At 67.7% G+C, this 24869-nt stretch carries 31 protein-coding genes; 15 read left to right on the top strand and 16 right to left on the bottom strand.

Annotation, left to right across the window (positions count from 1 at the left end; genetic code table 11):
* Positions 1 to 65: 65 nt before the first annotated feature.
* The 3 genes from ACGGCP_RS22290 to ACGGCP_RS22280 are packed head-to-tail and all read right to left on the bottom strand — an operon-like array spanning position 66 to position 1655.
* Positions 66 to 761: a hypothetical protein gene (locus ACGGCP_RS22290; RefSeq protein ID WP_392969278.1), complete on the bottom strand. Its 696-nt coding sequence runs from the start codon at positions 759 to 761 to the stop codon at positions 66 to 68.
* Positions 762 to 772: 11 nt separating this feature from the next.
* Positions 773 to 1303: a hypothetical protein gene (locus tag ACGGCP_RS22285; protein WP_392969275.1), complete on the bottom strand. Its 531-nt coding sequence runs from the start codon at positions 1301 to 1303 to the stop codon at positions 773 to 775.
* A 4-nt stretch (positions 1304 to 1307) separates the two neighbouring features.
* The gene (locus ACGGCP_RS22280) at positions 1308 to 1655 is read right to left on the bottom strand and encodes a type VII secretion target (protein ID WP_392969272.1); all 348 of its coding nucleotides are present in this window, start codon (positions 1653 to 1655) and stop codon (positions 1308 to 1310) included.
* 144 nt (positions 1656 to 1799) lie between these two features.
* Between ACGGCP_RS22280 and ACGGCP_RS22275 the strand changes: the two genes are divergently transcribed.
* From ACGGCP_RS22275 to ACGGCP_RS22260, 4 genes are all read left to right on the top strand, one after another.
* Complete coding sequence (locus tag ACGGCP_RS22275; protein ID WP_392969270.1) at positions 1800 to 2390, top strand: nucleic acid/nucleotide deaminase domain-containing protein; 591 nt, start codon at positions 1800 to 1802, stop codon at positions 2388 to 2390.
* Between the two features lie 35 nt (positions 2391 to 2425).
* Positions 2426 to 2809, top strand: a complete 384-nt coding sequence (locus tag ACGGCP_RS22270; protein WP_392969267.1) for a hypothetical protein — start codon at positions 2426 to 2428, stop codon at positions 2807 to 2809.
* A gap of 77 nt (positions 2810 to 2886) precedes the next feature.
* Positions 2887 to 3402 carry a TNT domain-containing protein gene (locus ACGGCP_RS22265; protein WP_392969265.1) on the top strand — a complete coding sequence of 172 codons (516 nt, stop codon included), beginning with the start codon at positions 2887 to 2889 and terminating at the stop codon, positions 3400 to 3402.
* Positions 3403 to 3412: 10 nt separating this feature from the next.
* The gene (locus tag ACGGCP_RS22260; protein WP_392969262.1) at positions 3413 to 3646 is read left to right on the top strand and encodes a hypothetical protein; all 234 of its coding nucleotides are present in this window, start codon (positions 3413 to 3415) and stop codon (positions 3644 to 3646) included.
* 4 nt (positions 3647 to 3650) lie between these two features.
* Here the strand turns inward: ACGGCP_RS22260 and ACGGCP_RS22255 are convergent, their stop codons facing one another.
* Positions 3651 to 4469, bottom strand: a complete 819-nt coding sequence (locus ACGGCP_RS22255) for a hypothetical protein (RefSeq protein WP_392969259.1) — start codon at positions 4467 to 4469, stop codon at positions 3651 to 3653.
* Positions 4470 to 4868: 399 nt separating this feature from the next.
* On the opposite strand from ACGGCP_RS22255, the gene ACGGCP_RS22250 reads away from it, so the two are divergent.
* From ACGGCP_RS22250 to ACGGCP_RS22205, 10 genes are all read left to right on the top strand, one after another.
* Positions 4869 to 5144, top strand: a complete 276-nt coding sequence (locus ACGGCP_RS22250; RefSeq protein ID WP_270116960.1) for a hypothetical protein — start codon at positions 4869 to 4871, stop codon at positions 5142 to 5144.
* Positions 5145 to 5190: 46 nt separating this feature from the next.
* Positions 5191 to 5580: a hypothetical protein gene (locus ACGGCP_RS22245; RefSeq protein ID WP_392969256.1), complete on the top strand. Its 390-nt coding sequence runs from the start codon at positions 5191 to 5193 to the stop codon at positions 5578 to 5580.
* 221 nt (positions 5581 to 5801) lie between these two features.
* Complete coding sequence (locus ACGGCP_RS22240) at positions 5802 to 8693, top strand: ATP-binding protein (RefSeq protein WP_392969567.1); 2892 nt, start codon at positions 5802 to 5804, stop codon at positions 8691 to 8693.
* Positions 8694 to 8836: 143 nt separating this feature from the next.
* Positions 8837 to 10618, top strand: a complete 1782-nt coding sequence (locus ACGGCP_RS22235) for an MFS transporter (RefSeq protein ID WP_392969253.1) — start codon at positions 8837 to 8839, stop codon at positions 10616 to 10618.
* Positions 10619 to 10621: 3 nt separating this feature from the next.
* A complete protein-coding gene (locus tag ACGGCP_RS22230; protein WP_392969250.1) occupies positions 10622 to 11161 on the top strand; it encodes a hypothetical protein in 540 nt (179 codons plus the stop codon).
* Positions 11158 to 12324: a M23 family metallopeptidase gene (locus ACGGCP_RS22225; RefSeq protein WP_392969247.1), complete on the top strand. Its 1167-nt coding sequence runs from the start codon at positions 11158 to 11160 to the stop codon at positions 12322 to 12324. Before ACGGCP_RS22230 ends, ACGGCP_RS22225 begins: the two co-directional genes overlap by 4 nt.
* A 324-nt stretch (positions 12325 to 12648) precedes the next feature.
* On the top strand, positions 12649 to 13299 hold the full coding sequence (locus ACGGCP_RS22220) for a hypothetical protein (protein ID WP_392969244.1): 651 nt from the start codon (positions 12649 to 12651) through the stop codon (positions 13297 to 13299).
* 10 nt (positions 13300 to 13309) lie between these two features.
* Positions 13310 to 14071, top strand: coding sequence for a hypothetical protein (locus tag ACGGCP_RS22215; protein WP_392969241.1), 762 nt, complete (start codon positions 13310 to 13312; stop codon positions 14069 to 14071).
* Between the two features lie 142 nt (positions 14072 to 14213).
* Positions 14214 to 14747 (top strand): RNA polymerase sigma factor, encoded by a 534-nt coding sequence (locus ACGGCP_RS22210; RefSeq protein ID WP_392969238.1) that lies wholly within the window; start codon positions 14214 to 14216, stop codon positions 14745 to 14747.
* Positions 14744 to 15349: a hypothetical protein gene (locus tag ACGGCP_RS22205; protein WP_392969236.1), complete on the top strand. Its 606-nt coding sequence runs from the start codon at positions 14744 to 14746 to the stop codon at positions 15347 to 15349. The genes ACGGCP_RS22210 and ACGGCP_RS22205 overlap by 4 nt, the downstream gene beginning before the upstream one ends.
* A 118-nt stretch (positions 15350 to 15467) precedes the next feature.
* On the opposite strand, the gene ACGGCP_RS22200 is transcribed toward ACGGCP_RS22205, so the two are convergent.
* The 6 genes from ACGGCP_RS22200 to ACGGCP_RS22175 form a co-directional block, all read right to left on the bottom strand.
* Complete coding sequence (locus ACGGCP_RS22200) at positions 15468 to 15794, bottom strand: hypothetical protein (protein WP_392969233.1); 327 nt, start codon at positions 15792 to 15794, stop codon at positions 15468 to 15470.
* Complete coding sequence (locus tag ACGGCP_RS22195; protein ID WP_392969230.1) at positions 15791 to 16597, bottom strand: hypothetical protein; 807 nt, start codon at positions 16595 to 16597, stop codon at positions 15791 to 15793. The genes ACGGCP_RS22200 and ACGGCP_RS22195 overlap by 4 nt, the downstream gene beginning before the upstream one ends.
* Before the next feature lie 322 nt (positions 16598 to 16919).
* Positions 16920 to 17912, bottom strand: coding sequence for a hypothetical protein (locus ACGGCP_RS22190; RefSeq protein WP_392969228.1), 993 nt, complete (start codon positions 17910 to 17912; stop codon positions 16920 to 16922).
* Positions 17913 to 17944: 32 nt separating this feature from the next.
* A complete protein-coding gene (locus ACGGCP_RS22185) occupies positions 17945 to 18730 on the bottom strand; it encodes a hypothetical protein (RefSeq protein WP_392969226.1) in 786 nt (261 codons plus the stop codon).
* A 10-nt stretch (positions 18731 to 18740) separates the two neighbouring features.
* Positions 18741 to 19397, bottom strand: coding sequence for a hypothetical protein (locus ACGGCP_RS22180; protein WP_392969223.1), 657 nt, complete (start codon positions 19395 to 19397; stop codon positions 18741 to 18743).
* A 148-nt stretch (positions 19398 to 19545) separates the two neighbouring features.
* A complete protein-coding gene (locus ACGGCP_RS22175; RefSeq protein ID WP_392969220.1) occupies positions 19546 to 20004 on the bottom strand; it encodes a hypothetical protein in 459 nt (152 codons plus the stop codon).
* A gap of 168 nt (positions 20005 to 20172) precedes the next feature.
* On the opposite strand from ACGGCP_RS22175, the gene ACGGCP_RS22170 reads away from it, so the two are divergent.
* A complete protein-coding gene (locus tag ACGGCP_RS22170) occupies positions 20173 to 22488 on the top strand; it encodes a hypothetical protein (RefSeq protein ID WP_392969217.1) in 2316 nt (771 codons plus the stop codon).
* 1 nt (position 22489) lies between these two features.
* Here ACGGCP_RS22170 and ACGGCP_RS22165 read toward each other — a convergent pair whose 3' ends face one another.
* The 6 genes from ACGGCP_RS22165 to ACGGCP_RS22140 are packed head-to-tail and all read right to left on the bottom strand — an operon-like array spanning position 22490 to position 24862.
* Positions 22490 to 22804, bottom strand: a complete 315-nt coding sequence (locus ACGGCP_RS22165; protein ID WP_392969214.1) for a hypothetical protein — start codon at positions 22802 to 22804, stop codon at positions 22490 to 22492.
* Entirely contained in the window at positions 22801 to 22980 is a 180-nt protein-coding gene (locus ACGGCP_RS22160) for a hypothetical protein (protein WP_392969211.1), read from the bottom strand. Before ACGGCP_RS22160 ends, ACGGCP_RS22165 begins: the two co-directional genes overlap by 4 nt.
* 14 nt (positions 22981 to 22994) lie before the next feature.
* Positions 22995 to 23318 carry a YbaB/EbfC family nucleoid-associated protein gene (locus ACGGCP_RS22155; RefSeq protein WP_392969209.1) on the bottom strand — a complete coding sequence of 108 codons (324 nt, stop codon included), beginning with the start codon at positions 23316 to 23318 and terminating at the stop codon, positions 22995 to 22997.
* Complete coding sequence (locus ACGGCP_RS22150; protein ID WP_392969206.1) at positions 23315 to 23602, bottom strand: YbaB/EbfC family nucleoid-associated protein; 288 nt, start codon at positions 23600 to 23602, stop codon at positions 23315 to 23317. Before ACGGCP_RS22150 ends, ACGGCP_RS22155 begins: the two co-directional genes overlap by 4 nt.
* 2 nt (positions 23603 to 23604) lie before the next feature.
* The gene (locus tag ACGGCP_RS22145) at positions 23605 to 24537 is read right to left on the bottom strand and encodes a hypothetical protein (protein ID WP_392969203.1); all 933 of its coding nucleotides are present in this window, start codon (positions 24535 to 24537) and stop codon (positions 23605 to 23607) included.
* A complete protein-coding gene (locus tag ACGGCP_RS22140; protein ID WP_392969200.1) occupies positions 24530 to 24862 on the bottom strand; it encodes a hypothetical protein in 333 nt (110 codons plus the stop codon). Before ACGGCP_RS22140 ends, ACGGCP_RS22145 begins: the two co-directional genes overlap by 8 nt.
* Between the last annotated feature and the right edge of the window lie 7 nt (positions 24863 to 24869).

Raw genomic sequence — 24869 nt, 5'->3', positions numbered from 1 at the left:
GTCGGGCGCACCGCTGCGTGCGGGGCCGGTTCGGCCGTTCGGGCAGCTCACCGGCGCGGCCGGGGTTATCCCAACCGGGCGTAGTGGACGGCGGCGATCTCGCCCGCGAGGGCCGCGGCGGCGGCCTGGGCCCGTTTCAAGGCAGCGGCGAGCTGTTCGGCGAGGGAGTGCCGGTCGGTGAGGTTGAGGACGTTGTTCTGCAGGAAGACGACGTCGGTGAGGCGTCCGCGCAGGTTGACGGCGAGTTTGCCGAGCCCGTCTTCGGTGGCGGCCTCGAAGCGCTCGTGCTCGCGGGCGGAGAGGGCGAACTCGATGTCGGCGAGGACCTGGTCGGCGGGGGTGGAGCCGCCGCCGAGCGCGCCGGAGCGGGACGCGTAGGCGCTCTGGCTCTCGGCGCGGGCGTCCTCGGCGTCGGCCCAGGCGAGGCCGATCGCGTTGGCGAGGCCGTGGTTGCCGAGCCGGACGGCGTCGACGCCGAACGTGAGCCCGTGCAGCTGCCCGGCGGCGTCGATGACGACCTCGGTGGTCTGGTCGGGGTCGCGGCCGGTGTGGCGGATCTGCTGGAACTCGGCGAGCGCGGCCATGGCCTGCTCGGCTTCGCGCTGGGCGGCCTCGACGTCCTCGCGGCTGGGCGGGTTCGCGAGGAAGCGCTGGGCGTTCTCCCAGTTCTCGTTGCGGGGCACGACGTCGAGTGCGGCGCGGGCGGCCTCGATGCGCCGCTCGTAGTCGTCGGGGACCTGGAACTCGAAAGGCTGGTTCATGGTCGCGCCTCCTAGGACGGGCTGAGGGCGAGGGCGGTGCGGATGACCGCGTATCCGGCGGTGTCCTGGGCGATCACGGCGGTGTACATGGAGACGAGCGCGGTGGTGAACGCGACCGCTCCGGCCTGGTAGGCGGCGAGGACCGCCGGGGCGCCGGGCCCGGCCGAGGAGACCTGGGACCACTGGCTGGGGCCGAGGATGACGAACGGGGTGGGGAGGACGCGGTAGCCGACGCCTTCGGCGGCCTGCTTGGTGGCCTTCATGGCGGTGCAGGTGGCCATGAGGGCGGCGCCGGTGCCTTCGAGGGCGCCCGCGCAGGTGAGCATGGCGGCGTCGCTGCGGCCGATGAAGGTGGCGACCTCGACCGACCATTTGACGAGTTCCTGGTAGTCCTTGCCCTGCCAGGAGGCGGCGAGCCCGGCGACGGTCTGGCCGTAGGAGGCGCCGAGCTGGGTGAGCTGGGCGGCGGCGGAGCCGATGGAGACGCCGAGGGACATGAGCTCGGTCGGGTTGGCGTCGATGCACTGCTGGAAGGTCGGCATCCGGTCACGCCCCGCCGGGGATGGTGGGGACCTTGAAGCCGTTGAGGTCGGACTCGATCGGCTTGAAGTCGGAGGCGGCGTCCTCGTCGGCGCGGTCCCAGTGCTCGGCGATGTCCTCGAGGACCTCGGCGGTGTCCTCCCAGTGGTCGTGGAGGTCCTGCATGTCCTCTTCGAGGTCGTCGGCGAAGTCCTTCGCGCCGTCGGCGCACATGAAACCGCGGTTGGCGCTCTCGGCCCGCTGCGCGGCCTGCACGGCGCTCTGCGGGAGGCTCTTCGCTTGGGACGCATACTGCTTCATCTGCGTCGAAGCGCTGCGTATCGACTGGCTCTCCACCTGGATCAAGCCGAACACGGGAAGCCTCCCCGGGGGTGCTGGACGACGGGCTGCCTCAAGCATGCACCATGCCCGCCTCCCCGGGATCCGCGCGTCCGGACCGTCAGGCGGCCCCTGTTAGTTTTGCCGTGCACACCCGGCGTCGACGGCAGCGGAGACGAGATGACCACCCCGAAGCAGAGCTCCCTTCCCAGCAGCTCGGCCCGGAAACCCGGCCAGGGCGTCCCCCAGGCCGCCAACCCGATCAGCAACCCCCTCGCGCCGAACTACCGGCGCACCTACGGGAACCGTGTCCCGTACGGGCAGGGCACGCTCGGTCAGCACGTCGCGAACATGCGCACGCCGCGGTCGATCGGCAAGCCGCCCAACACGAAGACCGACCTCGACCCGAGCCTGAAGCGCAACCTGGCGGCGGCCCGGCTCAGCGACGGGACGGTCGTCGACGGCGTGAGCGGCAAGTCCGGCTGCTCCGAGAACGTCATCAAGGAGAAGCTCGACAAGCTCAACGAGGGCCGGGCCGCCGACGACCAGCTGAAGATCGAGGAGATGTACTCCGAGCGGCAGCCGTGCTGCCGCTGCGAGGGCCTGGTGCGCGGCAACAACCCGAAGGCGAAGGTGGAGTGGACCGTCGAGTACTTCGACTCCACCAACAGGCCCAACTGGACGCCGGAAGACAAGGCCGCCGTCGCGGCGCTCAACGCGGCCGAGAACGCCGAGCTCAAGCGCGTCGCCGAGATCTACCATGGCATCTGACCCGGGTGCGCCGGACCGACTGGAAGGAACCGTCAATGAGTCTTGAGCAGGCCTCGCCGCAGGAGCTCGCACGCATCGCCGACCTCGTGTCCGACGCGCTCACGGCCGCCGCCGTCCCGTGGTCCTACGCGGGCAAGCCGGGGGAGCGGGAGTCGGCGCAGCTCACCGTCGACGACGCCGACGACGGGCGCGGCGTCTACATCACCTGGGAGCTGTCCGAGCGGGAGCACACCGCGCTCATGGCGCTCATCGAGGCCGGCGAGTTCGGCGATCCCGCCGTCCTCGCTTCCGGCCGGAAGCGGCAGGAGGGCCTGGACCGGGTCGCCGCGGTCCTGCGGCAGGCCGGGATCGAGACGGTCGACCCCGAGGACGACTTCAACCCCTACACCCTCGAGGTCGTCAGCGCGCCCGACGCCTGATCCGCGGGCCTTCCGCTCCTCGCACGCAACCGCTACATTGCAGGGAGAGCTTCCGAAACCCCCGCGGAAGGACCCCTGTGACGACCAGCAAGCACGGCTCGAGCCTGCCCAAGAGCAGCGCCAGGAAGCCGACCGGCTCCGGACCGCCCTCCAAGAAGGACCTGTACGACCAGTGGATGGGCGACCCCGCCCCGGTCGGCACGAATCCCGGCCCGGGCCACGGCGACCGCGACAACCCTCCCGATCCGAGCTGCCCTCGCGGCGACCTGAACTGGCCGCCGAACGCGGGCGCGCTCGGCCCGTCCCGGAAGGTCACGCTGCCCAAGGGCACGATCATCGACCGGTACGGCAGCGACTGGGGCGACTACACCTCGCCTGACGGGATCCCGTTCGAGCAGCGGGCGATGCCGCCCTCCGGCAAGTCCTCCCCGTACAGCCGGTTCCGGCTGAACGAGGACATGGAGGTGGACGAGGGCACGATCGCGCCGTGGTTCGGCGAGCCCGGCATGGGCGTGCAGTACAAGCTGCCCGCGCCGGTCAAGGACCTGCTGGTGCCCGACGCGTCGGGCTATTCGAAGATCACTCGGCTGTAAGGTGCTCAGCATGAAGAAGGACGAGCTCGCCCGGCTGCTCGAAGCCGAAGGCGTCCGCGAGGACATGTACTGGCTCGAAGGCGGCCTGCCGAACGAGAACCACACGCTGGAGCAGCGCGAGGACGGCTGGGCCGTCTACTACTCGCAGCGCGGCGAGCGCTCCTCGGAAGTGGTCTTCGCGACCGAGGACGAGGCGTGCGCGGAGCTGTACAGCCGCATCATGGACGACCCGACGACCCGCTGAGGCCTCAGCGCTCGGCTTCGGCCTCGGCGCGGCCGTTCTCGCCGTTCTCCAAGGGCCACACGGTGGCCTCGACGGAGCCGACGAGTTCGAGCGGGCCGACGAGCGAGGCCGTGCGGGCGACGGTGAAGTCGTCGAGGGCCAGGAGGCTGATGCCGCCGCGGCTCTGGGCGACGGCGGCGTAGTACGCGCCGGTGCCGCGGTCCTGGAAGACCCAGCCGGGCCGGGTGTCGGTGGGGATGGTCGGCACCTTGGAGCGCGCGCCGGGGAGGCTGCCGGTCGCGGTCGTGTCGGGCGCGTACGGCGATTGCGGCGCTTCGTATCCCGGGTGGCGCGGTTCGGGCGCGGTGTGCGGGTAGTCCTGCGGCTCGGGTTCCATGGGGGTCTCCGTGTAGTCCGGCATCTGGTAGCGGGTCGGGTCGCCCGACACCGGGATCGGCGGCGGGTTCACCGGCTGGTCGGGAACGTTGATGAGCGTTCGCATCTCGACGTTCCCCGCAACGTAGCTCACCAACCACAGCCCGATCGCGAGGGCCGCGAGGTCGACGCCGACGGCGAGGAGCACCCGCAGGTTCGCGTTGAGCCCGGTGCCGAACTGCGCCAAGGAGAACAGTGCGGCGGCGAGGGCGAAGACGACCAGGCCGAACAGCGCGCCGGTCATGACGACGGGGCGGCCGAAGCGCGGGACGGGCGCGGAGGGCCACTTCTCTGAGGCCCGGACCCCGCCGAGGGCGGCGGCCGAGAGGGCGGCGACGGCGAGACCGGCGACGGCGAAGGCGATCGCGGCGGCGGTCAGCCGCCCGGCGATGTCGTCGATGTAGTCCAAGATGGTCTCCGCGAGGTCGGTGCTCGGCCTGGTGGCCGGCGGTCTGGGCTGGATTCGGTTGTGCTGGACGGTGCCGCGTCGTCGGGCTCTATTGTGCGGTGCCGGGGCGTCTCCGAGCGTAGGACACCGGCCTCCCCGAGTTTAGTGTCGGATTGCCGACACGGAGTGATCGCGTCCATCGGATTGCCTTTCCCCCGCGAATCGCTTTCAATGAGGAACTGCACTGTCTTCTGGCAGCGCTTGCACCGCCGCGGAGCGGCGGGAAGGTGCGTTCTGTCAGCGCAGCGGCATATGATGAGGGCAGACCCCGCAATGGGTTGGGAGACAAGAAACATGAGTGAAAATTGCGTTACGTGAGACTGTAGTGACTCCTGTGACGGAAGGATGGGACTGACGATGATGAGCGAGACACTCTGGACGGTAGCCGCGCACGCCCAGGCCGGCGCCGAGATCAACACGCAGGGGATCATCGGCTTCTTCCTGTCGAAGATCGCCCCGATCCTCCTGGCGATCCTCGGACTCATCTTCATCGCGCGCTCCAACAAGGGCGAGGTCAGCCGCGTGCTCACCTCCTCCACGATCGCGATCATCGGCATCGCCTTCATCGCCGGAGCCGTGGTCCTGGTGGCCGTCGGCAGCGGCCTGGTCGACGTCCTCTTCAGCTCCGAGGATTGAGCAGCCCCCACATTGCCCCTGAAGTAAGGCCGGACGGAGGACGCCCATGCGCTTGCGCACCGACGACGACATCTACCGTGCCCGCCTGCTGTACCTCGGCCCTCCCGGCTACACCCTCCCCGTCCACCTCCCCTACGGGCAGTACGGCGCCTTCGCCGCCCTGCTCGCCCTGTTCATGCTGCTCCGGTGGGCCTTCACCGGCGACGTGGACCTCTTCCCCGCCATCGAGATCTCCCTCGCCCTCGTCGCCACCTCGCTGATCTTCCGATACGTCGACGCCGACCGCCCCGCGACCACGGTCGTCCGCACGCTGCTCACCGACTGGAAGCACACGCGCGAGTCCGCGGACGAGAAGCGGATACCGGCGTTCACGACCCGTTCGATCCGCCTGCGGCCCACACTCGTGGAGCCCGTCCGAACTGAGGAGCGCCTATGAGCGGCGAGGATCGCCGACAGCCCGTCGCCAAGTTCTCCGCCCCCCGACCGCCCGCACCCGTGCGGGACCGGGAGCGGTCCGGCGACCTCGGCGACGACGCCACGGCCCTGGCCGACGCTGTATTCAAAGCGGAACCGGTCAAGGCGCACCGCTCGGCGAGCCCGCCCGCCCCGGCCCCTACACAGCCGAGCCCGGCCGCCACGCCGTCCCCAGTGGACCCGATGCGACACGCCTCGCCACCTGCGTCGATGACGCCGCCCGCGAGCGTTCGTCCACAGGGTTATCCCCAGGGTTATCCACAGAATCCGGCGAGTTATCCACAGGGCTATCAACAGCGTTACCCACAGGCTCCCACCAGCGGAAATCCACAGGGTTATCCACAGCACAACGGAAGTTATCCACAGCAGGGGCAGAGTTATCCACAGGCTGTTGACCAGCGGCGCGGGAATGTTTCCACAGGTCGTACAGCAGCTGAACAAAAGGGTGCACAACGGGTGCCCGGCCAGGACCTCGTCCCGGTCAAGCAGGCCCGCGCCGAGGCCGCGGTGCTCGACACCGCCGACCACAAGCCGACCCGCGTCAAGCCGCTGCCCAGGGACAAGGAGAAGCAGCCGCTCCGCGAGCTGAGCCTCACCGAGATCGCCGGGCACGCCACGTTCACGCCCGCCTCGGTCACCGCCTGGTACAAGCTGCCCGGCGTCCGCTGGTCCTTCCGGCCCGACCTCGAGCGCGAGGCGCTCATCGTCGCCATCGCCGAGCAGTTCGCCGGCCTCGCTGGCATGCGCGTCCACCTGCGCCGCACCACCCGGCCGTTCCCGGCCGACCAGTGGGCCCGCACTGTGGACAAGTACACGGCCCGCCCGCTGCGCACCGTCCCCGGCGGCACCAGCTGGGCCGACCACCTCGTGGCCGCCCAGCGCCACCTGCAGCAGCTCTCGCACGCCGAGGGCGAGACGTTCCTCGGCATCACCTTCAGCCGCCGCGGCGCCCTCGACCAGCTGGGAGAGAAGGTCGGCCGCATGTTCGGCCGCGGCACCAAGCTCTCCGAGCGCGAGAAGATCGAGAAGCGCAGCCTCCAGTTCGACGAGGTCCTCGGCTCCTTCGGCGTCCGCGCCCGCCGCGCGACCACCGCCGAGCTCGAATGGCTCGTCTACCGCTCGGTCGCCCTCGGCATGTCCCCGCCGCGCCTGCTCTCGGGCTCGAACGGTGAGTGGGAGTCCGGCGACGTCCTGGCCCTCACCGAGTCGATCGAGCGCTACCGCAGCCCGTACGGCTCCACGGTGAAGCTCGTCAACCGCCTCACCGGCGAGGAGAAGCACACCGCGGTCCTCACCGTCGGCCGCATGGAGGAGCTTGAGATCCCCCAGCGCCATGAGCCGTGGCTGCACTTCCACGAGCGCTGCCCGTGGCCCGTCGAGATCTCCAGCCGCATCGACATCCTCGGCCCCGGCGAGGCCTTCCGCGACCTCGACCACCGCCTGCGCCTCATCCGTTCGCAGCAGCGCGACTACGACGAGCACGCGATGGACGCCCCGCCGGAGCTCCAGCGCCTCGCCGAACGCGCCCTCGGCGTCGGCGACGAGATGACCACCGGCCTGCCGATCGACGCCGCGCGCGCCCACGGCTGGCACCGCATCGCCGTCACCGCCGACACGAAAGAGGAGTGCCTGGAGCGCGCCCGCACCTTGATGCAGATGTACCAGCGGGACATGCGCATCAGCCTCCAGCACCCGAAGAACCAGGACTGGCTCGCCCGCGAGTTCATCCCCGGCGAACCGGTCGCGCAGACCGGGTACGTGCGGCGTATGCCGGTGAAGCTCTTCGCCGCGGCCCTGCCGCAGGCAGCATCCACAGTGGGCGACCAACGCGGCGACCTCATCGGCCGCACGGCTGGCACGTGCCGCCGCCCGGTCTTCCTCGACATGCACTTCGCCACCGAGGTCCGCGAGAAGTCCGGCCTTTCGGTCTTCGTCGCCGAACCCGGCGGCGGCAAGTCGACGCTCATGGGCGCGATCGGCTACCTCGCGGCCCGCCGCGGCGTGCAGGTCACGCTCCTGGACCCATCCGGCCCGCTCGCGCGGCTGTGCGAGATGCCCGAGCTCAAGCCGTACTCGCGGGTCCTCAACCTCACGGGTTCGGAGTACGGGACGCTCGCGCCGTACGCGCTCATCCCGTCGCCCAGGCGCGAGCACTTCGACGACTCGCCCGACGGCCAGCGCGACTACGACATCGCCGTCTCCAACGCCCGCAGCGAAAGGCGCATGCTCGTGCAGGACATCTGCGCGATGCTCCTGCCGCCGCAGATCCAGCGCGAGGCCAGCACGGCCCGCCTCCTGCGCCACGCCGCCCGGCACGTCCCGGCCGAAGAGGACTCGACGATCGAGGACATCGTCGAGACCCTCCAGGACGCCGAGGACCACGTCACCGGCGACGGCGCCGAACTCGCCGCGCTCCTGCTCGACACCGCGGAGATGCCGCTCGCGAAGCTGTTCTTCGGCAACCCCGACAAGGGCGTCCTGGAGGACGACACCGCGCTCACGGTCATCACCATGTCCGGCCTGCGCCTGCCCGACCTCGGGATCGAGCGCGAGTACTGGAGCGCCGAAGAGGCCCTGGCCCTGCCGATGCTCCACACCGCGCACCGCCTCGCCGTGCGCCGCGCGTACGGCGGGGACATGCACCGCCGCAAGCTCGTCGGCCTCGACGAGGCGCACTTCATGGAGGGCTGGAAGTCCGGCCGCTCGTTCCTGGTCCGCCTCGCCCGCGACTCCCGTAAGTGGAACCTCGCAGCGCTTGTGGCGAGCCAGAACCCGAAGGACATCCTCGGACTCGACGTGCAGAACCTCGTCTCCACGGTCTTCGTCGGCCGCATCGCCGAGGACCGCGAGGTCGCCGAGGAGGCGCTGAAGCTGCTCCGCGTGCCCACGGGGGTCGGCTACGAGAGCGTCCTCGCCTCGCTGTCCGAAGTGGACGCGTCTGAGACGCAGAAGCTCTCCTACCGCGAGTTCGTCATGAGGGACGTCGACGGACGCGTCCAGCGCATCCGCGCCGACTTCAGCTGGGTCCGCAACCTACTCGAGTACCTGAACACCACGCCCGGGGAGGCGAAGTGACCGACCCCTCCGCCGATCACGACCTTGCTCCTCCGAAACACCAGCACCGACGACCCGGCCTCGCCAAACGCGCGGCCGGACGGATCGGGAGGGTCCTGCTCGCCCTGACGGCGGCGGCCGGTGCCCTGGTACTGACGCCAGGAATGGCTGGGGCGCAAGGTGATGCGGAGGGGTGCACGGACTACGAGTGGCACACCTACTGGTCCCAGTGCGTCGACGAACTGCCTGCGGGCCAGGAACTCCAGTGCGAGGCCGCACCCCAACCGGCGTCGCCGGACTCCGGCATGGCGGGCTGGTTCGCCGACCCAAGCACCCTCGATAAGAGCGAGGGCATCGGCACCTACAGCCGCTACGGCTACGCCGGTTACCAGCTCCCGATGTACGGCTCCCAAGAGATGTCGATCGGCGGCGGCTGCGTCGACTCCGTGTCGATCCCCAACGGCGCCGACACCGCGAATGCCTTGGCGAACATGGAGTTCAACCTTTCGGTCGCCACTGTCGGGGCCGCGAATTCGATGCGGCAGGCCGCCTGGGAGCCCGACAACATGTGGGGCTGGTCCAACGAGTTCATGGAGCAGGGCACCGAGATCCTGTACCGCCAGATCTTCACGGTCTTCGGCGCGGTCACCGTGGGTCTCATCGGCCTTTACCTGCTTTGGCGCTCAAAGCAAGCCGACATGAACAACGCGGTCACGACCGTGGCCTGGGCCGTGCTCATCCTTGTTCTCGTGACTGCCGTGGTGCGCTGGCCGGTCAAGGCCGCCGAATACACCGACCAGGCCTTGACCATCGGAATGAACCTCAGCACCGTGCTCATCAACGATGATCAAGTCGAAGGTTGCTGGCGCGAAGACGGCATGGACCAAGCGCGCTACGACGAGCTCAAGGAGAACAACGGCGAGGACTTCTGCATCGACACCCGAACTGCTGCGGTCGTCGCTTCCGACACCGTCGCTGGCCAGGTGCTCTACCAGAACTGGCTGCGGACCATGCTCGGCCAGAGCGAAGAAGTCAAGTTCCAGGAACGCGACGGCGAGGTCGTCGAAGACGCCGAGGGCAACCCGGTCGTCACCGAATCCAACGCTGCCTACAAGTACGGTCCGGCGCTCTTCGCAGCACAGGCCTTCTCGTGGGAGGAGCAGGCTGAAGCGGAGGACTCGGCCACCTACCGCAACGACCTCATCGAGGAGAAGCAGGAACTCTGGCGGAACCTGGTCGCTCAGATCCAGACCGAAGACCCCGAGGCCTACGCGAACATCAGCGGCCAGCGCGCCTGGGAGCGCACCGGCACCGGCTTCCTCGCCCTGCTGACCGCAATCTTCTTCTCACTGTTCGACCTCACGGCCTCGATCCTGATCATCCTGGGCTTCATGATCGTGCGCTTCGCGATCGTCGCCCTGCCGATCATCGGCACGATCGCGCTGCTCCGCCCGGCCGGTGGCCCATTCAAACGCCTGGTCAACACGGTCCTCGGCGCGATCATCAACGTCGCGATCTTCTCGCTGGCAGCGGTGATCTACATCTGGGCGTCGAGTCGGATCCTGGGCACCAATATGCCCGTCTGGCTACAGGTAGTCCTCATTGGACTCTTGGGCGTCGCCGCGTGGCTGCTCCTGCGACCGGGTCGACGCATCGCCGGACTCGTATCGGGCGGAGGTGTGGCCGACGCCTTCCTCGGCAGGCGCACCACCGAGACCGAGCGCGAGGCCGAACGCGAGCGCGAGCGCGAACGGACTTCGCGCCGCCGCGACGACGCGCGACCCGAAGAGGTCGCCGACACCGTGCGCACCCCGCGCAGCGGCTCTGACACCCTGCCCGAGCAGAAGACGGGAGCCGACCAACCGGCCGGCACCAGCAGTCCCACGTCAAGTGGCGGCGGCGGCTCGGGCGGTGGAGAGGTCTACCGGCCTTCGAGAAAAGAGTGACCGATGAACCGAGCCCTCCGGATCATCTTCTCCCGCTACGGGATCGTCGTCATCATCCTGGTCCTGGTGCTAGGGGTGATCGCGCTGGCGACGCAGCGCGAGCAGACGCCGCTTGACGGCAACGATTCGAGCAGCGGGGGCTCGACCTCGGAAGCGAGCTCCGAGGCCTTCACTGAAGACGACGGCCTCGCGACCGAGGCATGCGAAGGCGACGACTGCTACCCCGAAGAGGAACTCCCGCAGGAAGCGGTAGACCGCTCGGTCGAGTTCGCGCAAGCTTGGCTCAACCCGAACGGCTACAGCGCTGGCAGCTGGTACGACTCGATCGCGCCGTTCCTCACCGACAACCAGGCCGATCTGATGCAGGGCGTCGACCCGCTCTCGGTCCCCGCCACGGAGATCACCGGAGAACCGGTCCCGGACGGCGCGGAAGTCGGCATCCAGATGGACACGGGGACGCTGATCCTCACCATGACTGAAGGCTCCAACGACTGGACCGACCTCGACTGGTTGGTCTCGGCTATCGACTGGGAGCAGTCATGAGCAGCATCGAGTACGACGACGCGACCGCCAAAGAGCGATCGGCGGACCCCCAGCCCCCCAAGATGCCCAAGAAGCTGCGGCCGTTGATGTGGACCCTCACGGTCCTCAGCGTGTGCTGCCTCGGCGCGGTCATCTCGATCGTGCAGCTGCTGTCCGACCAGTCGAACGGCGAAGACGGCACGGTGTCCCTCGCGGGCTGCGGCACGAACTCCACGGTCGACCCGAACGCCGAGTTCCCTGCCATCGACCCGTACACCTCCGAGGAGATCAAGAACGCGGCGATCATCATCTCGGTCGGGCAGGACCTCGAGATCCCCGCACGCGGCTGGATCATCGCCGTCGCCACATCGATGCAGGAGTCGAGCCTCACCAACCACGGTCACCTGGGTGCCGCGAACGACCACGACTCCCTTGGACTGTTCCAGCAGCGTCCCTCATCTGGTTGGGGCACACCGGAACAGATCCAAGACCCCGTCTACGCCTCGACCAAGTTCTACGAGAAGCTCCTGACCATCGACAACTGGGAGACACTGCCGCTCACCGTCGCGGCCCAGCGAGTCCAGATCTCCGCCTTCCCCGACGCGTACGCCAAGCACGAGCCGAAGGCGACCGAGATCGTCAACACGCTGACCGGCGGCGGAGGCCGAGTCGCCGCAGTCTCGACGCAGCTCGGCACCTGCACGCAGCCCGGCCAGCTGTCCGCCTCCGGCTGGATGATTCCCGTTGAGGGGCCGCTGAACTCCGGGTTCCGGACCGCCGAGCGTCCCACCCACAACGGCGTCGACATCGGCGCTCCTCGCGGTGCGACCGTGGTGGCCGCCGCTGCGGGCACCGTGATCACCTCCGAGTGCAACGCCAGCCTCTACGGGGCTCCCTACTCCTGCAACCAGGACGGCTCTCCTGAGGTGGCCGGGTGCGGCTGGTACGTCAACATCGTGCACGCTGGTGACTACCTGACCCGCTACTGCCACTTCGGATCCGCTCCGCTCGTGAAAGAAGGCGACGTGGTCCAGGCCGGTCAGATCCTCGGTTATGTCGGCTCTTCTGGCCGATCGAGCGGCCCGCACCTCCACTTCGAGACGCACCTCAACGCCGACCGAAGCCCAGCTGGTGCGGTCGACCCCGTCGACTTCATGAACCAGATGGGCGCTCCCCTCGAATAGTCAAGGGGTCGTGGACAGCGATCGCAGGTTGGCATCGTTTGGCAACGGATCGTGATTGACAGCGCGTTCAGGCGCTGTTAACGTTGCGACAATCCATTTCGCTCAATAGCCTGAGTCCCCCTCATGCCGGAATGCGTTCCGGCGCAGTGCAATCACTCCCCTACACCCCCTACCCCACAAGCAAGAAACTTCTGACCACCTGCCGTTTGCTTCGCGCCCGGCAGGCGGTGTTCATCGTGCCTGCCCTCGATTCCCATCTCCAATACCCCATCGGGTCGCACGCAGACGTGGCCCGACTCCTCGAAGAGACAGGAGAACTCGTTGTTGACAGCATTCGCAGACAAGACGGCCGCAAGAATCGTCGGATTCTGCGCTGTGGTGCTCGTGGTCCTGGCGGCTACCGCCGGGCTCGCTTGGGCCGCTTACACAGACAACATGTACCCGACTCAGTACGCCAACTCCGGGTGCTTCTCGGAAGAACCCAACGCCCGGCAGTCCACCTGCCGTACCGACAACGCCACCCTCACTTACTACATGGACAGCGGCGGGGACTTCGAACTCGAGACGCCGGACAAGGACGACGTCCGCGAGACGATGTCCTCTGACTACAACCCGACCGATCTCTCGGTCTCATACGACTCCACGCCTTCGTTCTCCGGAAGCGCCGAGACCGACATCATCTACCAGGAGGGCTCTGAAGCCATCCCTTCCGGGCTTGACGGTATGACCTGGTGCAACAACGCCGTGACCCTCGACGAATGCGACCAGCAGTTCGTGCGGATCCGCGGCGCCGGCTCGTACACACGCGGCCTGGCCTGCCATGAGACCGGCCACGCCGTCGGTCTCGTCCACGGAAGCGTCTCGTCGCCGATCAGATCCAACACCGACAGCCAGTTGGGCTGCATGCAGACGCCGGTCGGCTCCAACACAGCGCTTGGAGCCAACAACAAAGAGAACATCAACAACGAGTACTAGGGAGACGACAATGAAGCGAATTCCCCTTATCGTCTCCGCTGGAACGGTAATGGTCACAGTAGGAGCCGTCGGACTCGCGATCGCCGGGCTCGCCGCCCCGGGACCTCCCGAAACGGTCCTACCCGAACCCGGCGTCGTGATGGTCGAAGGCGCCGACCACCTGCCGAGCGAGACCGCGGCCGACTGGGTCACCTACGCCGACCATGTGGTCGTGGTGAACGCGGTCGCCGAAACCGCAGTCCCTCCGACACAGATCGAACTCGATCGCGGCGAAGGCCTCATCGGCCGCACCGTGACGCTCGAAATCGCCGAGGTGCTCTGGTCGCGCGAGGGCTCCCTCATGGAAGCACCGACTACCTGGGAGTACACCGCGATCGGCGCACAGTTCGTCGAGGGTGACACCTCCGCACCGCTGGAAATGGCGCTGCACGAGCGGCCGCGAGTCGAGGTCGGCCACACCTATGTCATGGCCATCCGCTGGGAGGTTGAGCGCTGTGAAGACGGCGAAACCGAACCCGCCCAGTGGCGCGGCCTCGGCGAAGGATCTGAGATCCCCTTCGACGACGCCACACTCGGCAACGGTGAACTGGAGGGCGAAATCCAGAGCGCAGAGCAGTTCGCGGCTGCTGCAGCTGAGGAGACCGCACTCGGACTAGAAGAACAGGTCGCCGGTCAGACAGCCGATGCCTTGGTCAGCGAGCTTGAGGCCGCCACGCCTGTGGCGCCTGAAGCTCAGGTCGGCACGCTCGCTGCGACCTCCGGCTGTGGCTGACCTTCAGGTGAAGTAGCCGCGTTGGGGCAGCCGGTCTCCAAATCCAGGACCGGCTGCCTCGAACGCGGAAAAGTTGACCCGAGCCCCGAACGTTTCGGCCGACTTCCCCGTCATAGGTATCGACAGTGAGGAGGAGACCGCCATGGCGAGACCGCGCAACGCGAAGAAGGCCGATCGCGGCACCTCGCTTCTCACCGACCACCAGGATGTTTCGCGCGTTCGCGCCGTGCTCGCCCTCGGCGGCGTACCTTGGGACGATCTCGATGACGCGCTCCAGGAAGTGCGCCTGAAACTCCTGCAAGCCAGTTCAGCACAAGCAGCCGAGTCGATCAGAAACCACGGTGCCTGGAGTTCGGTCGTCGCCTCTCGAGTAGCAGCCGACTGGCATCGCTCCCGAAATCGAGACAACGGACTGCGAGATCGGCTGGCCGCGCGATGGGCCGAGCGACCACCGGCCCACCCGCAGGAGGAGCGCGATCTCGCTCTAGCGGTTGCTGCTCGGTTGGACCTCTTGACGGAACTCCAACGGCAGGTGGTGGCCTTGCGCTTCTATGTCGACCTGCCGGTCCGGGACATCGCGACGCTGCTTGAGATCCCTGAAGGTACGGTGAAAAGCCGATTGCACTCGGCCGTCACCGCGCTTCGAAACGGCTTCAACACGGAGGAGATCCGATGACGGAGAAGGAATCGGAACCGACTGAGTCGGATCTGCGTCGAGCGGTCAACCTGATCGGGAACGAAGCTGGTGCAGGCACTCGAAAGCGCCCATCCGGCGGATTGATCGCCGGGCTGGCATTGGCGGCCGTATTTGTGGCCTTCGGCGGGTTCATCCTGTTCACGGTCGACTTCGACGACGACAGCGAGCAGCCGTTCGTCCATAGCCTCAACGAAGCTGAGAACATCGCCTGCTCGCAATTCATGGCGGTCGGCGAGGTCGTCTCGGTCGAACCGGCCGACGCCGATGGCCGCGTCATCGTGACTTTTGAGGTGGAACAGCCGCTCAAACCGACTGATGCCCAGGGCCTCGTGGAGCTGGAGATGACCGATCCCGCCGCGACCGACCCCGCGAGCGCCCTCAAAGCCGATGACCGAGTGCTCCTCGAAGTCCCACGGCGAGACGACCTCTCTCCGGCCGTCTACCGGGGCACTTACCTTGACTCGCGCGTCACGGAGATTCAGCAGTACCTCGATGCCGCCGCCACGACCGAATGCCCGCCCCAGTTCCAGGAGGGCGGCAGCACCGCCGAGGTGGAAGAGAATCCCAACGACGCTGGATGACGTACCTCTAGAGTCTTTGGGCGGCAAGGACCGGTGCAACTCGGACTTTGAAGACTTGGATAATGAAAAGGTCGGCGCACTGCCCCACCGCGGTGCGCCGACCTGCTTCCAATACCGCTCAAGCTTCGCAGTCTCGTGCGATGGATCTCCAGACCGACACGGCTTCGGCGATGATTTTCTCCGCGTGCCGGCTCGCCCACTCGACTTCCATTGGGGCGCAGACACGAAGGCCTGGCTCATCGGTGTCGAGCCGGATCACCGAGCCGAGGGGTTCGGTCTTCAACTCCCAGGCTCGGGCCATCGTGATGCGAAAGCGCGCTTGGGAAGGGAACGCGGCGAAGTAGAGCCGCCGCCCGCCGATCACAGCCGCGAAGTGCAGGCCGTCAAGGTCGTCCTCGGCTGCGTTCGCGCACTTGGGGTTTGGTTCCACGAACTCAAAGCTCACAGCGCCACCGCCTCTCGGAACGCCTGCCGCTCATCGAAATGGCGCTCCCAGTTGCCGAGGTACGGGCTGATGGGGTTGGTGCGACGCGCCCCTTGGAAGGGCGTTCCCGCAAGCAGGGAGCGCGTTGAGGCCTTGGCGGGTGAGGTCACTGTCCGGAGCTGCAGTGTCGGGCCCTCCACCGTGGGTGGCTCTTCGACCGCTTCCTCGATCCCGAGGGCTCGGAAGAGGAAGGCGCGCAACGTGGCCCAGAACTTGAACCATCGGTCGCCGAAGGTGGTCGTGGCGATCAGGTGGGCGCGGTGCAGTTCTTGCGACCCGGCAAGGAAGCGGGTCCAGGCTTCCTCGCGGAGCTTGCCGAAGTCGTAGCGGTCTTCGTGGTCGTCCTCCCAGAACCGGCGGCGGGGGCGCTCAGGCGGTTCAGGCGGCTCGTTGCCGATGCGACCGGGAGACACGTGATGCCCTTCGGCCCCTTCGGAGGTGGGGCCGGGTGACGGTCGATTAGCCCGCTCGGATCGGGGTCGGACGGGCTCGGTCTCTCGGGGCTCGTCGGGCAGTTCGCCCCTGCGGTGGCGGCCGGTTCGGGTGTCGGGTCGCCACTCCGGCGAGCCGAACGGGCCGGGGTCGAGCGGATCGTGCGGTCGTTCGCGGTCGATGATCCACGTGTCGCCGGGCCGGTGCCGCAGATGCGGAGGCTCGTAGCGCGGGGATCGCGGGTCCGATTCAGGACGGGTCGGGTCGGAGGTCTCGGGGTCGTAGCGGTACGCGCCGGGTGAATCGGGGTCGGCGGAAACGGCGTAAACCACCTGCTCAAGGTAGGTGGGAACGCCCGGTCGACGGTTCTGATTCGCCCCGGAATGGCTGTTTGCGGGCAGCCCGAAATCGAGTATGGTCGTAGTTGCCAAGGGAGCTTGCTCCTCTGGTGTATGGGCGCCGCCCGGTGGCATTCTCGCCAAAGAAACCACCACCGGGCGGCAGCAACTTTCACTGCCATGTTCAGTTAGAAGCTAGCCCTCGCACAAACGGTTCAACCGAACGTGCGGATGAGGCGCGCTGACCAAATGGTGAGCGAACATCCCTCGATTGTCAACCGCCACTTACGGCGTGTCGCGAAGTCTCAAATGGACCCTAGTTCCCAGCGGGTTCCATCAGTTCCTCTCCCCCGTCGATCGAGGAGACGCAATCTCCTTGCACCCCAACAGTAAAGACGAAGGACTCAACATTCAAATCCCCGGCAAGCGTGATCTGGATATCAAAGGCTGTGACGGACGACTCTGAGGTTTCCGCAGACTTAGTCGAGTCGATGGCGCCATCGGTCTCGCCGTTGGTCGAAGCCCACTCTGTGATCGCTGCATCAAGCTCTTCTGGGGTAATGCCCGAGTATGACGCAGGGGCGCACTGGAACTCGGCAGCCGCGGCGGGATCTTGATGAAGCACCACCGCCTGCATGAGCCCGCGTGCGATTTCCTTCGGATCGACAGGCTCGCCGGTAGCCTCGGGCTCGGTCGGCCCTGCTTCCTCAGCCTGCGTGGCATTCGAAACACAGTAGGTGCCATTGGTTTCTTGCACGGTGACAAGGAAGTCCTCTTGTCGCCGATTACCCTGAGCGATGTACGAGACTGTTCCCGCGATGCTGATGCCTTCTGTAGACGGAACAGGGTCGCCAGCATTGACATCGATGTCCGTGATACCGCCAAACTCCTCGGCATAGGCCTGGCGGATCGCGTCAAGGTCCTCGGGAGCGACCTCAGGGGAGGCGTCCTCGCACAGAGCCGATTCAGCCCGATCGAGATCCTCATTCGAGCCGTATCGGAGGTACCGAAGGGCGGCACCGTCAGCGTCAGTGGCGGCCTCGTCGCGCGGGTCTTGGTTCTCGGGGTTGCCGCTGGCAGCGAAGCCGGGCGCAACCCAAGCACCCAACGCCAGGGCGATGGCCCAGGCCCCAGCCATCACACCAACCCTCCCCCACTTCCTTGGGGGGTCTGCAAATTCGGTGTCCTTGGCTTCGTCGACCGCTACGACGCGGTACTGCTTGCCCCCCGCGCTGCGGACGGTCGTCGCGCCGGTACCACGACGCGGACGACGAGCGGTGCGAACGACACGCCGGAACAACCTACCCATGCCCTCACCCTATTGGACCGAACCCACCGACCTCAACCAGAAGCCTGCGCCGGGCCGCTGTTTTCAGAATCCGGAATGAATGAAACGGTTGCCTCCGTGAACGGAGCATCCGGGTCCGCCGTCCACTCGACCGGGGGCCACCAGCGCGGGTGCTCCCAGCTCTGAGTGACCGTGGCGACGGGCTCGCCGTCGATCCTCGCGATCCATCGGCGTTTGCCGCCGGATATGGCCGGGATGAGTTGCAACAACAAGACCGAGTCGATGACCTCCTCAGCGCTGGCGGTCCTTCGGGCGGCGACGGACACGGTGACCGTGTCCGAGGCGTCCCGTTCGCTTGAGGAGATGAGCCGGGCGTCCACCAGGTCCGCTCCTGGGAGCACCGGAGGCGGTAGTGCTTCAGGGCCGAGCTGCCGGGATTTCAACACCCAAAAGAGCCACGCACCTGGGATCACCACCGCCCAAGTGATCAGGGAAGCAAACATGCCGTGCGTGAATCCCCAGTCGTGTGCCGGCCCGACGCCCTGCATGACCGGTAGGAACGAGAACAAGCCTTGCGCCCAGAGGACCATTTCGCGGTCCTCGCGGATCGCCAGCCGCCCCAGACGCTGGGATCGAATGATGAAGCGGGTGAAGGGGCCGAGGAAGTTGTAGATCGCGATGGTTGCGATTACCACCAGACCGGTCGCCCAGAGCCGCAGGAGATACGTCCCGTCTGAGGCCAGCCAGAGGAGCAGGGCGGTGAGGGGCAGTGAGACCACCGTGAACCAGGCGAGCTGCCAGAACAGGACCGGTCCGTTCGTGCTGATGAAGCGTCGCATCTCGGGTCCCTCAACAGTTCTCGCTGGCGGCGATGGTGATCTGGGCGTTGATGATGCTCGGGTTCGGGTTCACGGCTGTCAGCATGAGGAAGGCGGGGCAGACACGATCGGTGCGTACGACCAGGTCGTCTGCTTCGATTTCGAGGTACTCGTCGACCCAGGCGGCTCCGGCAACCTGGTCGGCACCCGTCACTGCGGCGCCCTCCCAGCAGGTTCGGAGGAACTCTTCGGCTGAGTCGGTTCGCGGGCCGATCGCGTAGCAGGTGAACCATGCGACCGCGTCGTCCTCGAATCCGATCACCGCTGTCAGGTCGGTGCCCTGTACCTCGGCTGTTCCGGCGAGGTAGCTGTCGAACTCGTCGTCGAAGGTGAGGAGGGTGCCTGGCCGTTCGGTCTGCAGGACTTCGCTTTCAGGCCATTGGAGAGCGAATCCGATGAAGGCGGACTTCCAGGCGTCGATATCGGTGGCAGTCGGTAGTGGACCTTGGAGATCGGGGCGGACGATGTCACCGTAAGTGACTGTGCCCGGTGGTTCGGTGCGGTCGCGGAGGCGAAGTCCCACACCGCAAGTGGCGAAGACAACGAATACGACGGCGAAGGCGATACCCCGGCTAAGGCGTGGTTCGGGGGGCCAATTGCCGGAGCGATCGGTTGAGAGCTTGCGCATTGGGGGCTGAGGGGCTTTCCAGTTGTATGTGCGAGGGGATGCCGAAAGTATATTTCGCCTGGAGCTGCGACGGGTGCCCCGAACTTGCGAGGTCCCGAGCTGGCCAGTGCCCCTGGTCTCCCGTCGCGCGGCTCGGGTGAGCTTCCTCTTATTCAGGCTTCGGCTTGGGCCGTCGTGTTGTCTCGACAATGATCGACAGGGTGACGGCCGCTGCGGCGGGGACCACCCACGCGCCCAGCAGAGTGCTGAGCGAGATGAGCCCGACAGCCGGAGCCACGGCGGGGATGTACCGAACGGCCCAGTGGCGGCGATGGGCGCAGATCGCCAGCGGGATGCCGACGACGAGCGAGTAGATGACCCCGGACAGGATCCAGCCAAGCGGCCAGAAGAGGGGGCCGCCGGGGTCGTTGTAGAGGATCGCGGCTACGAGGAAGGTGCCGATGACGACCGTGGCGAATACTGCGGGCCAGACGAGCAGGCACATCGCGATGAGGCGCCAGGTGACAAGGCTCGGGCCTCGACGCCGGACCGCCTGCGGCTGCGGCTGGTAGGGGGCGGGGTTGAGGCCCATGGGAGGCTCGCTGGGGTAGTTCGGCGCTGCGGTCATGGTGCCGTCGACTCCTCATCGCTTCAGGGTGCACATGAACTGAACATGTTCAATTCATTGCACCGAGCCTAGCAGGTTCTTGAACAAGTTCAAATACTGGGCTCAGGGGCCTCCCGTGGCAGTCGCGCGCACCCCAGGGCAGGCATCGCCGCCTTAGGCTGTGACGGTATGAGCACACCCTCGGAGGCGGAGGCCGCTTCGGCGGCGGTTCCCTTGGCGCGCACTGGGTCGGATGACGATGTGTTCGAGGGGCCGCTGGGGGCCCGGGACGAGGGTGTCCACCTGCGGATCGAGGCGCGGTTGCGGGCGTGCGGGGTTGATACCAGGGCGTTGCGGGACTGCTTCGTGTGGAACGGGCTGCAGTCGGAGATCGGGGCCGAGGGCGGGCCGGAGTTCGAGGAGACGTTCCTGGCGCTGGCGGGGGCGGAGTTCGCGGCGCAGGCGGCCAGGACGAAGAGCGGTCTGGACCGGGCGCTGCTGTGCCTGTGGGTGCACCACGGTTCGGTGCGGGCGTGGAACCACACCTACCGGGTGGATCTGCTGACCAAGTGCATGATCCGGTTCTCGGCCACCGTGCGGGAGTTGTGGGGTCTGGAGGACGCGCCGGACGAGTCGGTGGGGCTGGCGCTGCGGCTGTGCGACCTGGTGCGGGCCGAGATCCTGCTGGAGGACCGGTTGAAGACTGGTTCGCGGCTGCGGTACGAGCGGGCGCTGGACGAGGTCATCGCCGGTTTCGCGGCGGTGCTGGACGAGACGGAGGGGCTGACCGACCCGGTCGCGGGGTACGTGCGGGAGGAGGTGGGGGTCCGGCACGAGTACCACCTGGTGCTGCGGCGGGCCTACCGGGCGCTCGTCACTGTCTCCAATGGAGGTAAGGCGCGGTACGAGATGCGCAAGGAGCTACAGCGCCTGGCGAACTCGTGGCCGTTCTCCTCGGTCGAGCTGAGCAAGCTCAACGCGCACCGGCAGGCGCTGGAGCAGCTTCAGGGCGCGGGCTCGCGGTGGATGCGGGTGGATGAGGGCCGGATCGTGTACCTGTTCCCGTTCGGGGTGACGGGGTTGGACTACGAGGCGGTCACGTCCCGCCTGCGTAGCTCGTTCGAGGCGGGCGTGTCGCCGGACCTGGTGCGGCCCAGGGCGATCCTCGACCATTTCACGTACCACGCCGACATCTGGGAGCCGCGCCTGGAGACGGACAAGCGGTTCGACGGGATGGAGATGGCGCTGCCGAAGGTGCGGCTGCGGGTGGACGAGGCGACGGTGGAGGAGCTGTCGGCGTCGGTCCGGTTCTCCCCCATGGGCGTGCACTGCCTGCGGCTGGAGCGGACGCTCACCGACGTGTACCCCGGCGAGCTGCACGCCGCGATGTTCCGGGCCGCGCGCGAGCACGGCCAGATCGAGGTGACGTGCGGGGATTCGGGCCGCACCTGGGACCGATTGTCGCGCTTCGCGAGGGACCTGCTGCTCAAGCAGCTGCCCGTGCTGCTCGAGGGCGACCAGGAGGCCGAAGGGCGGCGCCGCACATTCGCGCCACCCGTGGAAATCCATAGAGGACGATCACATGTGCTCATCAGGGTGCTGCGGGCGAGCGTGCGCAAGCACGAGTACGGACCGCACGTGGGCGGCAACGGCAGCGAGATGGTGAAGGACGGCCGCGAGCTCTTGGCGCTCACGGGATCGTCGGTGCTCCTGCACGCCGCGCCGGATGCGAAGGAGTCGCTGTGGGACTGGGTGCGGCTCGCCGACGACCACTCGCGGCAGATCTGGAACCAGCGCAACCAGGGCGACCTCTTGATCTCGACCGAGAACACGACGGTGATCGCGGCGCTGGACGCCCCGAACTTCATCTCCGGGGACCTGGAGGCGGTCGCGGAGTTCACCGCGTGCCTGGGCGGGACGCTCGCGGCGTGGAACCACCAGCTCGACAGCTACCGCGCGAGCGTCACCGAGTACATCGCCGCGTACAACACGCCGGGCTCGGACCGGTCGGCGCAACTGGAGGCGATCAAGGCGTCGCGGACCCGCATGCTGGGCTTCGAGAGCGAGACGCGGCAGGTGATCTCGCTGCTGCACTCGCCCGCGCTGCTCAGGTCGCCGTCGAACGCGGCGGCGCTGCGCAGGCTCCTGGACGTGAGCGGCGTGGACGAGCAGCTGGAGACGTTCGAGGCCGGGCTGGGCGAGGTCATGGCCGACCAGTCGGAGGCGACCCTGCAGCGGTGGGAGGGCGACCGGCAGCAGCGCATCCGCGACTCCCTGACGGCGGCCGTGTCGGCGTTGAGCGTGTGCGCGGCGATCAGCATCTGGCAGGCCGCGGGCCTGTGGACGCCGATCGGGTGGAGCGTCGTCACCGCGGTGGTGGCGTTCTGGGCGGTCGTCTACGTGATGCGCCGGTGGGTCTCGTACTACGGCGTCTGGTCGACGCTGCTGCGCATCGCGAAGGCCCCGGCGGCGCTGTTCCGCCGGGCGCGGGGCAGGCGCGGCTGAGCTACTCGGGGGCGCAGACCCTGCGGCCGTCCTCGATCTCGCATCCGATGGGGCCGATGAGGAACGGCCCGGCGACCACGATGAGGACCAGGGCGGCCAGCGCCGACCAGATGAGGAACCGCTGCAGGCCGGAGAGGTGCGGCCACATGACGGTCTTGAGCATCCACAGCGACATGCGCCGGTGGCTTCCCGGATCGGGGTGCGCCTGCCGTGTGGCGATGAGGTTCGGCAGCGGGTCGAGTCTGAGTCCGTTGTGGATCGGATGGCGCGGGTCGCGCAGCCAGGCCTCCTGCTGCGGGGTCAGCGGCCTGCTCATGCGGATCCGAACGCGCGGAACAGGACGAGCCCGGCGAGGTTCATGAGGACGAGCGCCCACAGGCCCGCGGCGAGGATCCAGCCGTGGCGGCGGTAGTGCCGTCCGGCCTCCTCGGGGGTGACGACGCGGCCGTAGAGCTCGGCGAGCCGTTCGGGCGGGATCTGCGACGGGTGCATGCGGGTCCTTTTCGCTAGCGCGGCTGGTAGGGGCGCATCTGCTCGGTGAGCTGCTCGCGGGCCGCCGCGAGCGCGGCGAGGATCGCGGGGCCGAGTCGACGGTAGCCCTGGCGGCCGACGGAGGCGTTGATCTCCAGGGATTTCAGGTACCCGTTGTGGCCGACGGTGACCGTGACCGTGCCGTCGGGGTCGCTCGCGGTGGCCTCGACGGTCATGACGGCGGCGCGGGCCTGCTCCAGTTGCGCGAGTCGCTGCTCGGTGTCGGCGCGCATGGCGTCGAGGCGCTGCAGGAGTTCGCGGGGGTCGGCGATGCCGCCGAGGGCGCTCGCGTCGGTCATGCCTGTCCGCCTTTGGCTCTGGTGATGAACGCGGTGATCTGCTCCTGGACGCGCCGGTTGAACTCGGCGTCGGCGAGGCGCTGGGCCTCGTTGAGGACGTGCATGATCTCGCGGGCGGCGGCTTCGGCGCCGCCGTCGGCGAGTTCGGCTTCGACCTTGATCTCGTCGATGCGGCCGCTGGGGCCGGCGGTCGCCTTGACGAGGCCGTCGGCGTCCTGCGCGGTGACCTGGACGTCCTGCGCCATCGCGGCGAGGGCGTCGACGTCGATCTCGGGTGCTGCCATGCCTATACCTCCACCGGGGGGCTCGAGCCGGGGTTCGCGAGCTGCTCCAGGACCGACATGGCCTTCTCGAAGCACTCCTTGATGGCCGTCATGAGGGTGACGCCTTCGATGATGAGCCACGCGACCTGGGTGGCGAGCTGGATGAGGCGCATGACGTAGCTGGCGATGAGGATCGCGACGTCCGCGGCGATGAACGGGATCGCGAACGGGCCCTTGGTCCCGGCTTCGACGAGGGCGGCGATGACGACCGCGACGACGTCGGAGACGATCTGCAGGACAAGGTCGTTCACGCCCTGCGCGAGGTCCTTGTAGCACAGGAGGAAGTCGTGGAGGCCCATCGAGCTGGTGGCGGCGAACTGCGTGGTCTGCATGAGGTCGGAGCCGCGCACGGTCGCGCCCGCTCCGGCCTTGCTGCACCAGTCGTTGCAGGCGGCTTCGAGGTCGGGGCCGATCTCGTCGGCGAGGGCCGTCAGGTTCTCGGAGACGGCCTTCCACATGTTCGCGGACTCGTCGAGGCGCGCGGGGTTGCCGTAGAGGATGCCGACGAGGTCCTGGATCGGCTGGATGGTGGAGATGAGGAAGCTGAGGACGCTCTTGGCGAGGGCCCCGGCGAGGACGCCGATGATGTCGCCGGGGTTGGCCGACATGACGCCTCGGACGACGCCGACGACTTCGAGGATCTGCTCGCCCATCTTCGCGACCTGCTGGAGGGAGTTGAGCAGGATCTCCCACCACTCGCCGTCGAAGTACTCCTGCGGCGGGTCGACCAGGTCGACCGCGGCCTTGCCGAACTTGTAGACGTTGCCGCCGACGGGGATGTTCTCGAGCTGCTTCTTGGCGTTGCCGCCGGGGTCCTGGAAGACGCCGCCGTCGGGGGCCTCGCCCCAGCCGGATTTGGTCGGCGCGTCGGAGAAGTCGACGACGGGGTCAGACATTCTGGATCTCCCCTTCGATGCCGTCGAGGTCGTCCTTGCATTGGCCGTCGGCGTCCTCGTAGTCGTTCGCGCAGTCGACGAAGCGCTGCCCGAGGCCGTCGGCGGCGGGGGCGAACTCCTTGAGGATCTCCTGGATGCGGTCGGCGCTGGCGAAGTAGAGCTGTGCGAGGGCGATGCCGTAGGTGCCCCAGACGTACCACTCGGGGTCGGCTTCGGAGGCGTAGTCGGCGACGGTGCCGTATTGCGGGGCGAGTGCCTTCAGCCGTTCGCCCTCGGCTCTGATGGCCGTCGGGTCGCAGTCGGTGGCGGTCGGTACAGAGGTCATGCGTCTC

Source organism: Glycomyces sp. NPDC048151 (assembly GCF_043202775.1).
Classification (GTDB): Bacteria; Actinomycetota; Actinomycetes; order Mycobacteriales; family Micromonosporaceae; genus Glycomyces.
The sequence above is the reverse complement of the archived record's forward strand: the minus strand, read 5'-3'. Positions and strand labels throughout refer to the sequence as shown.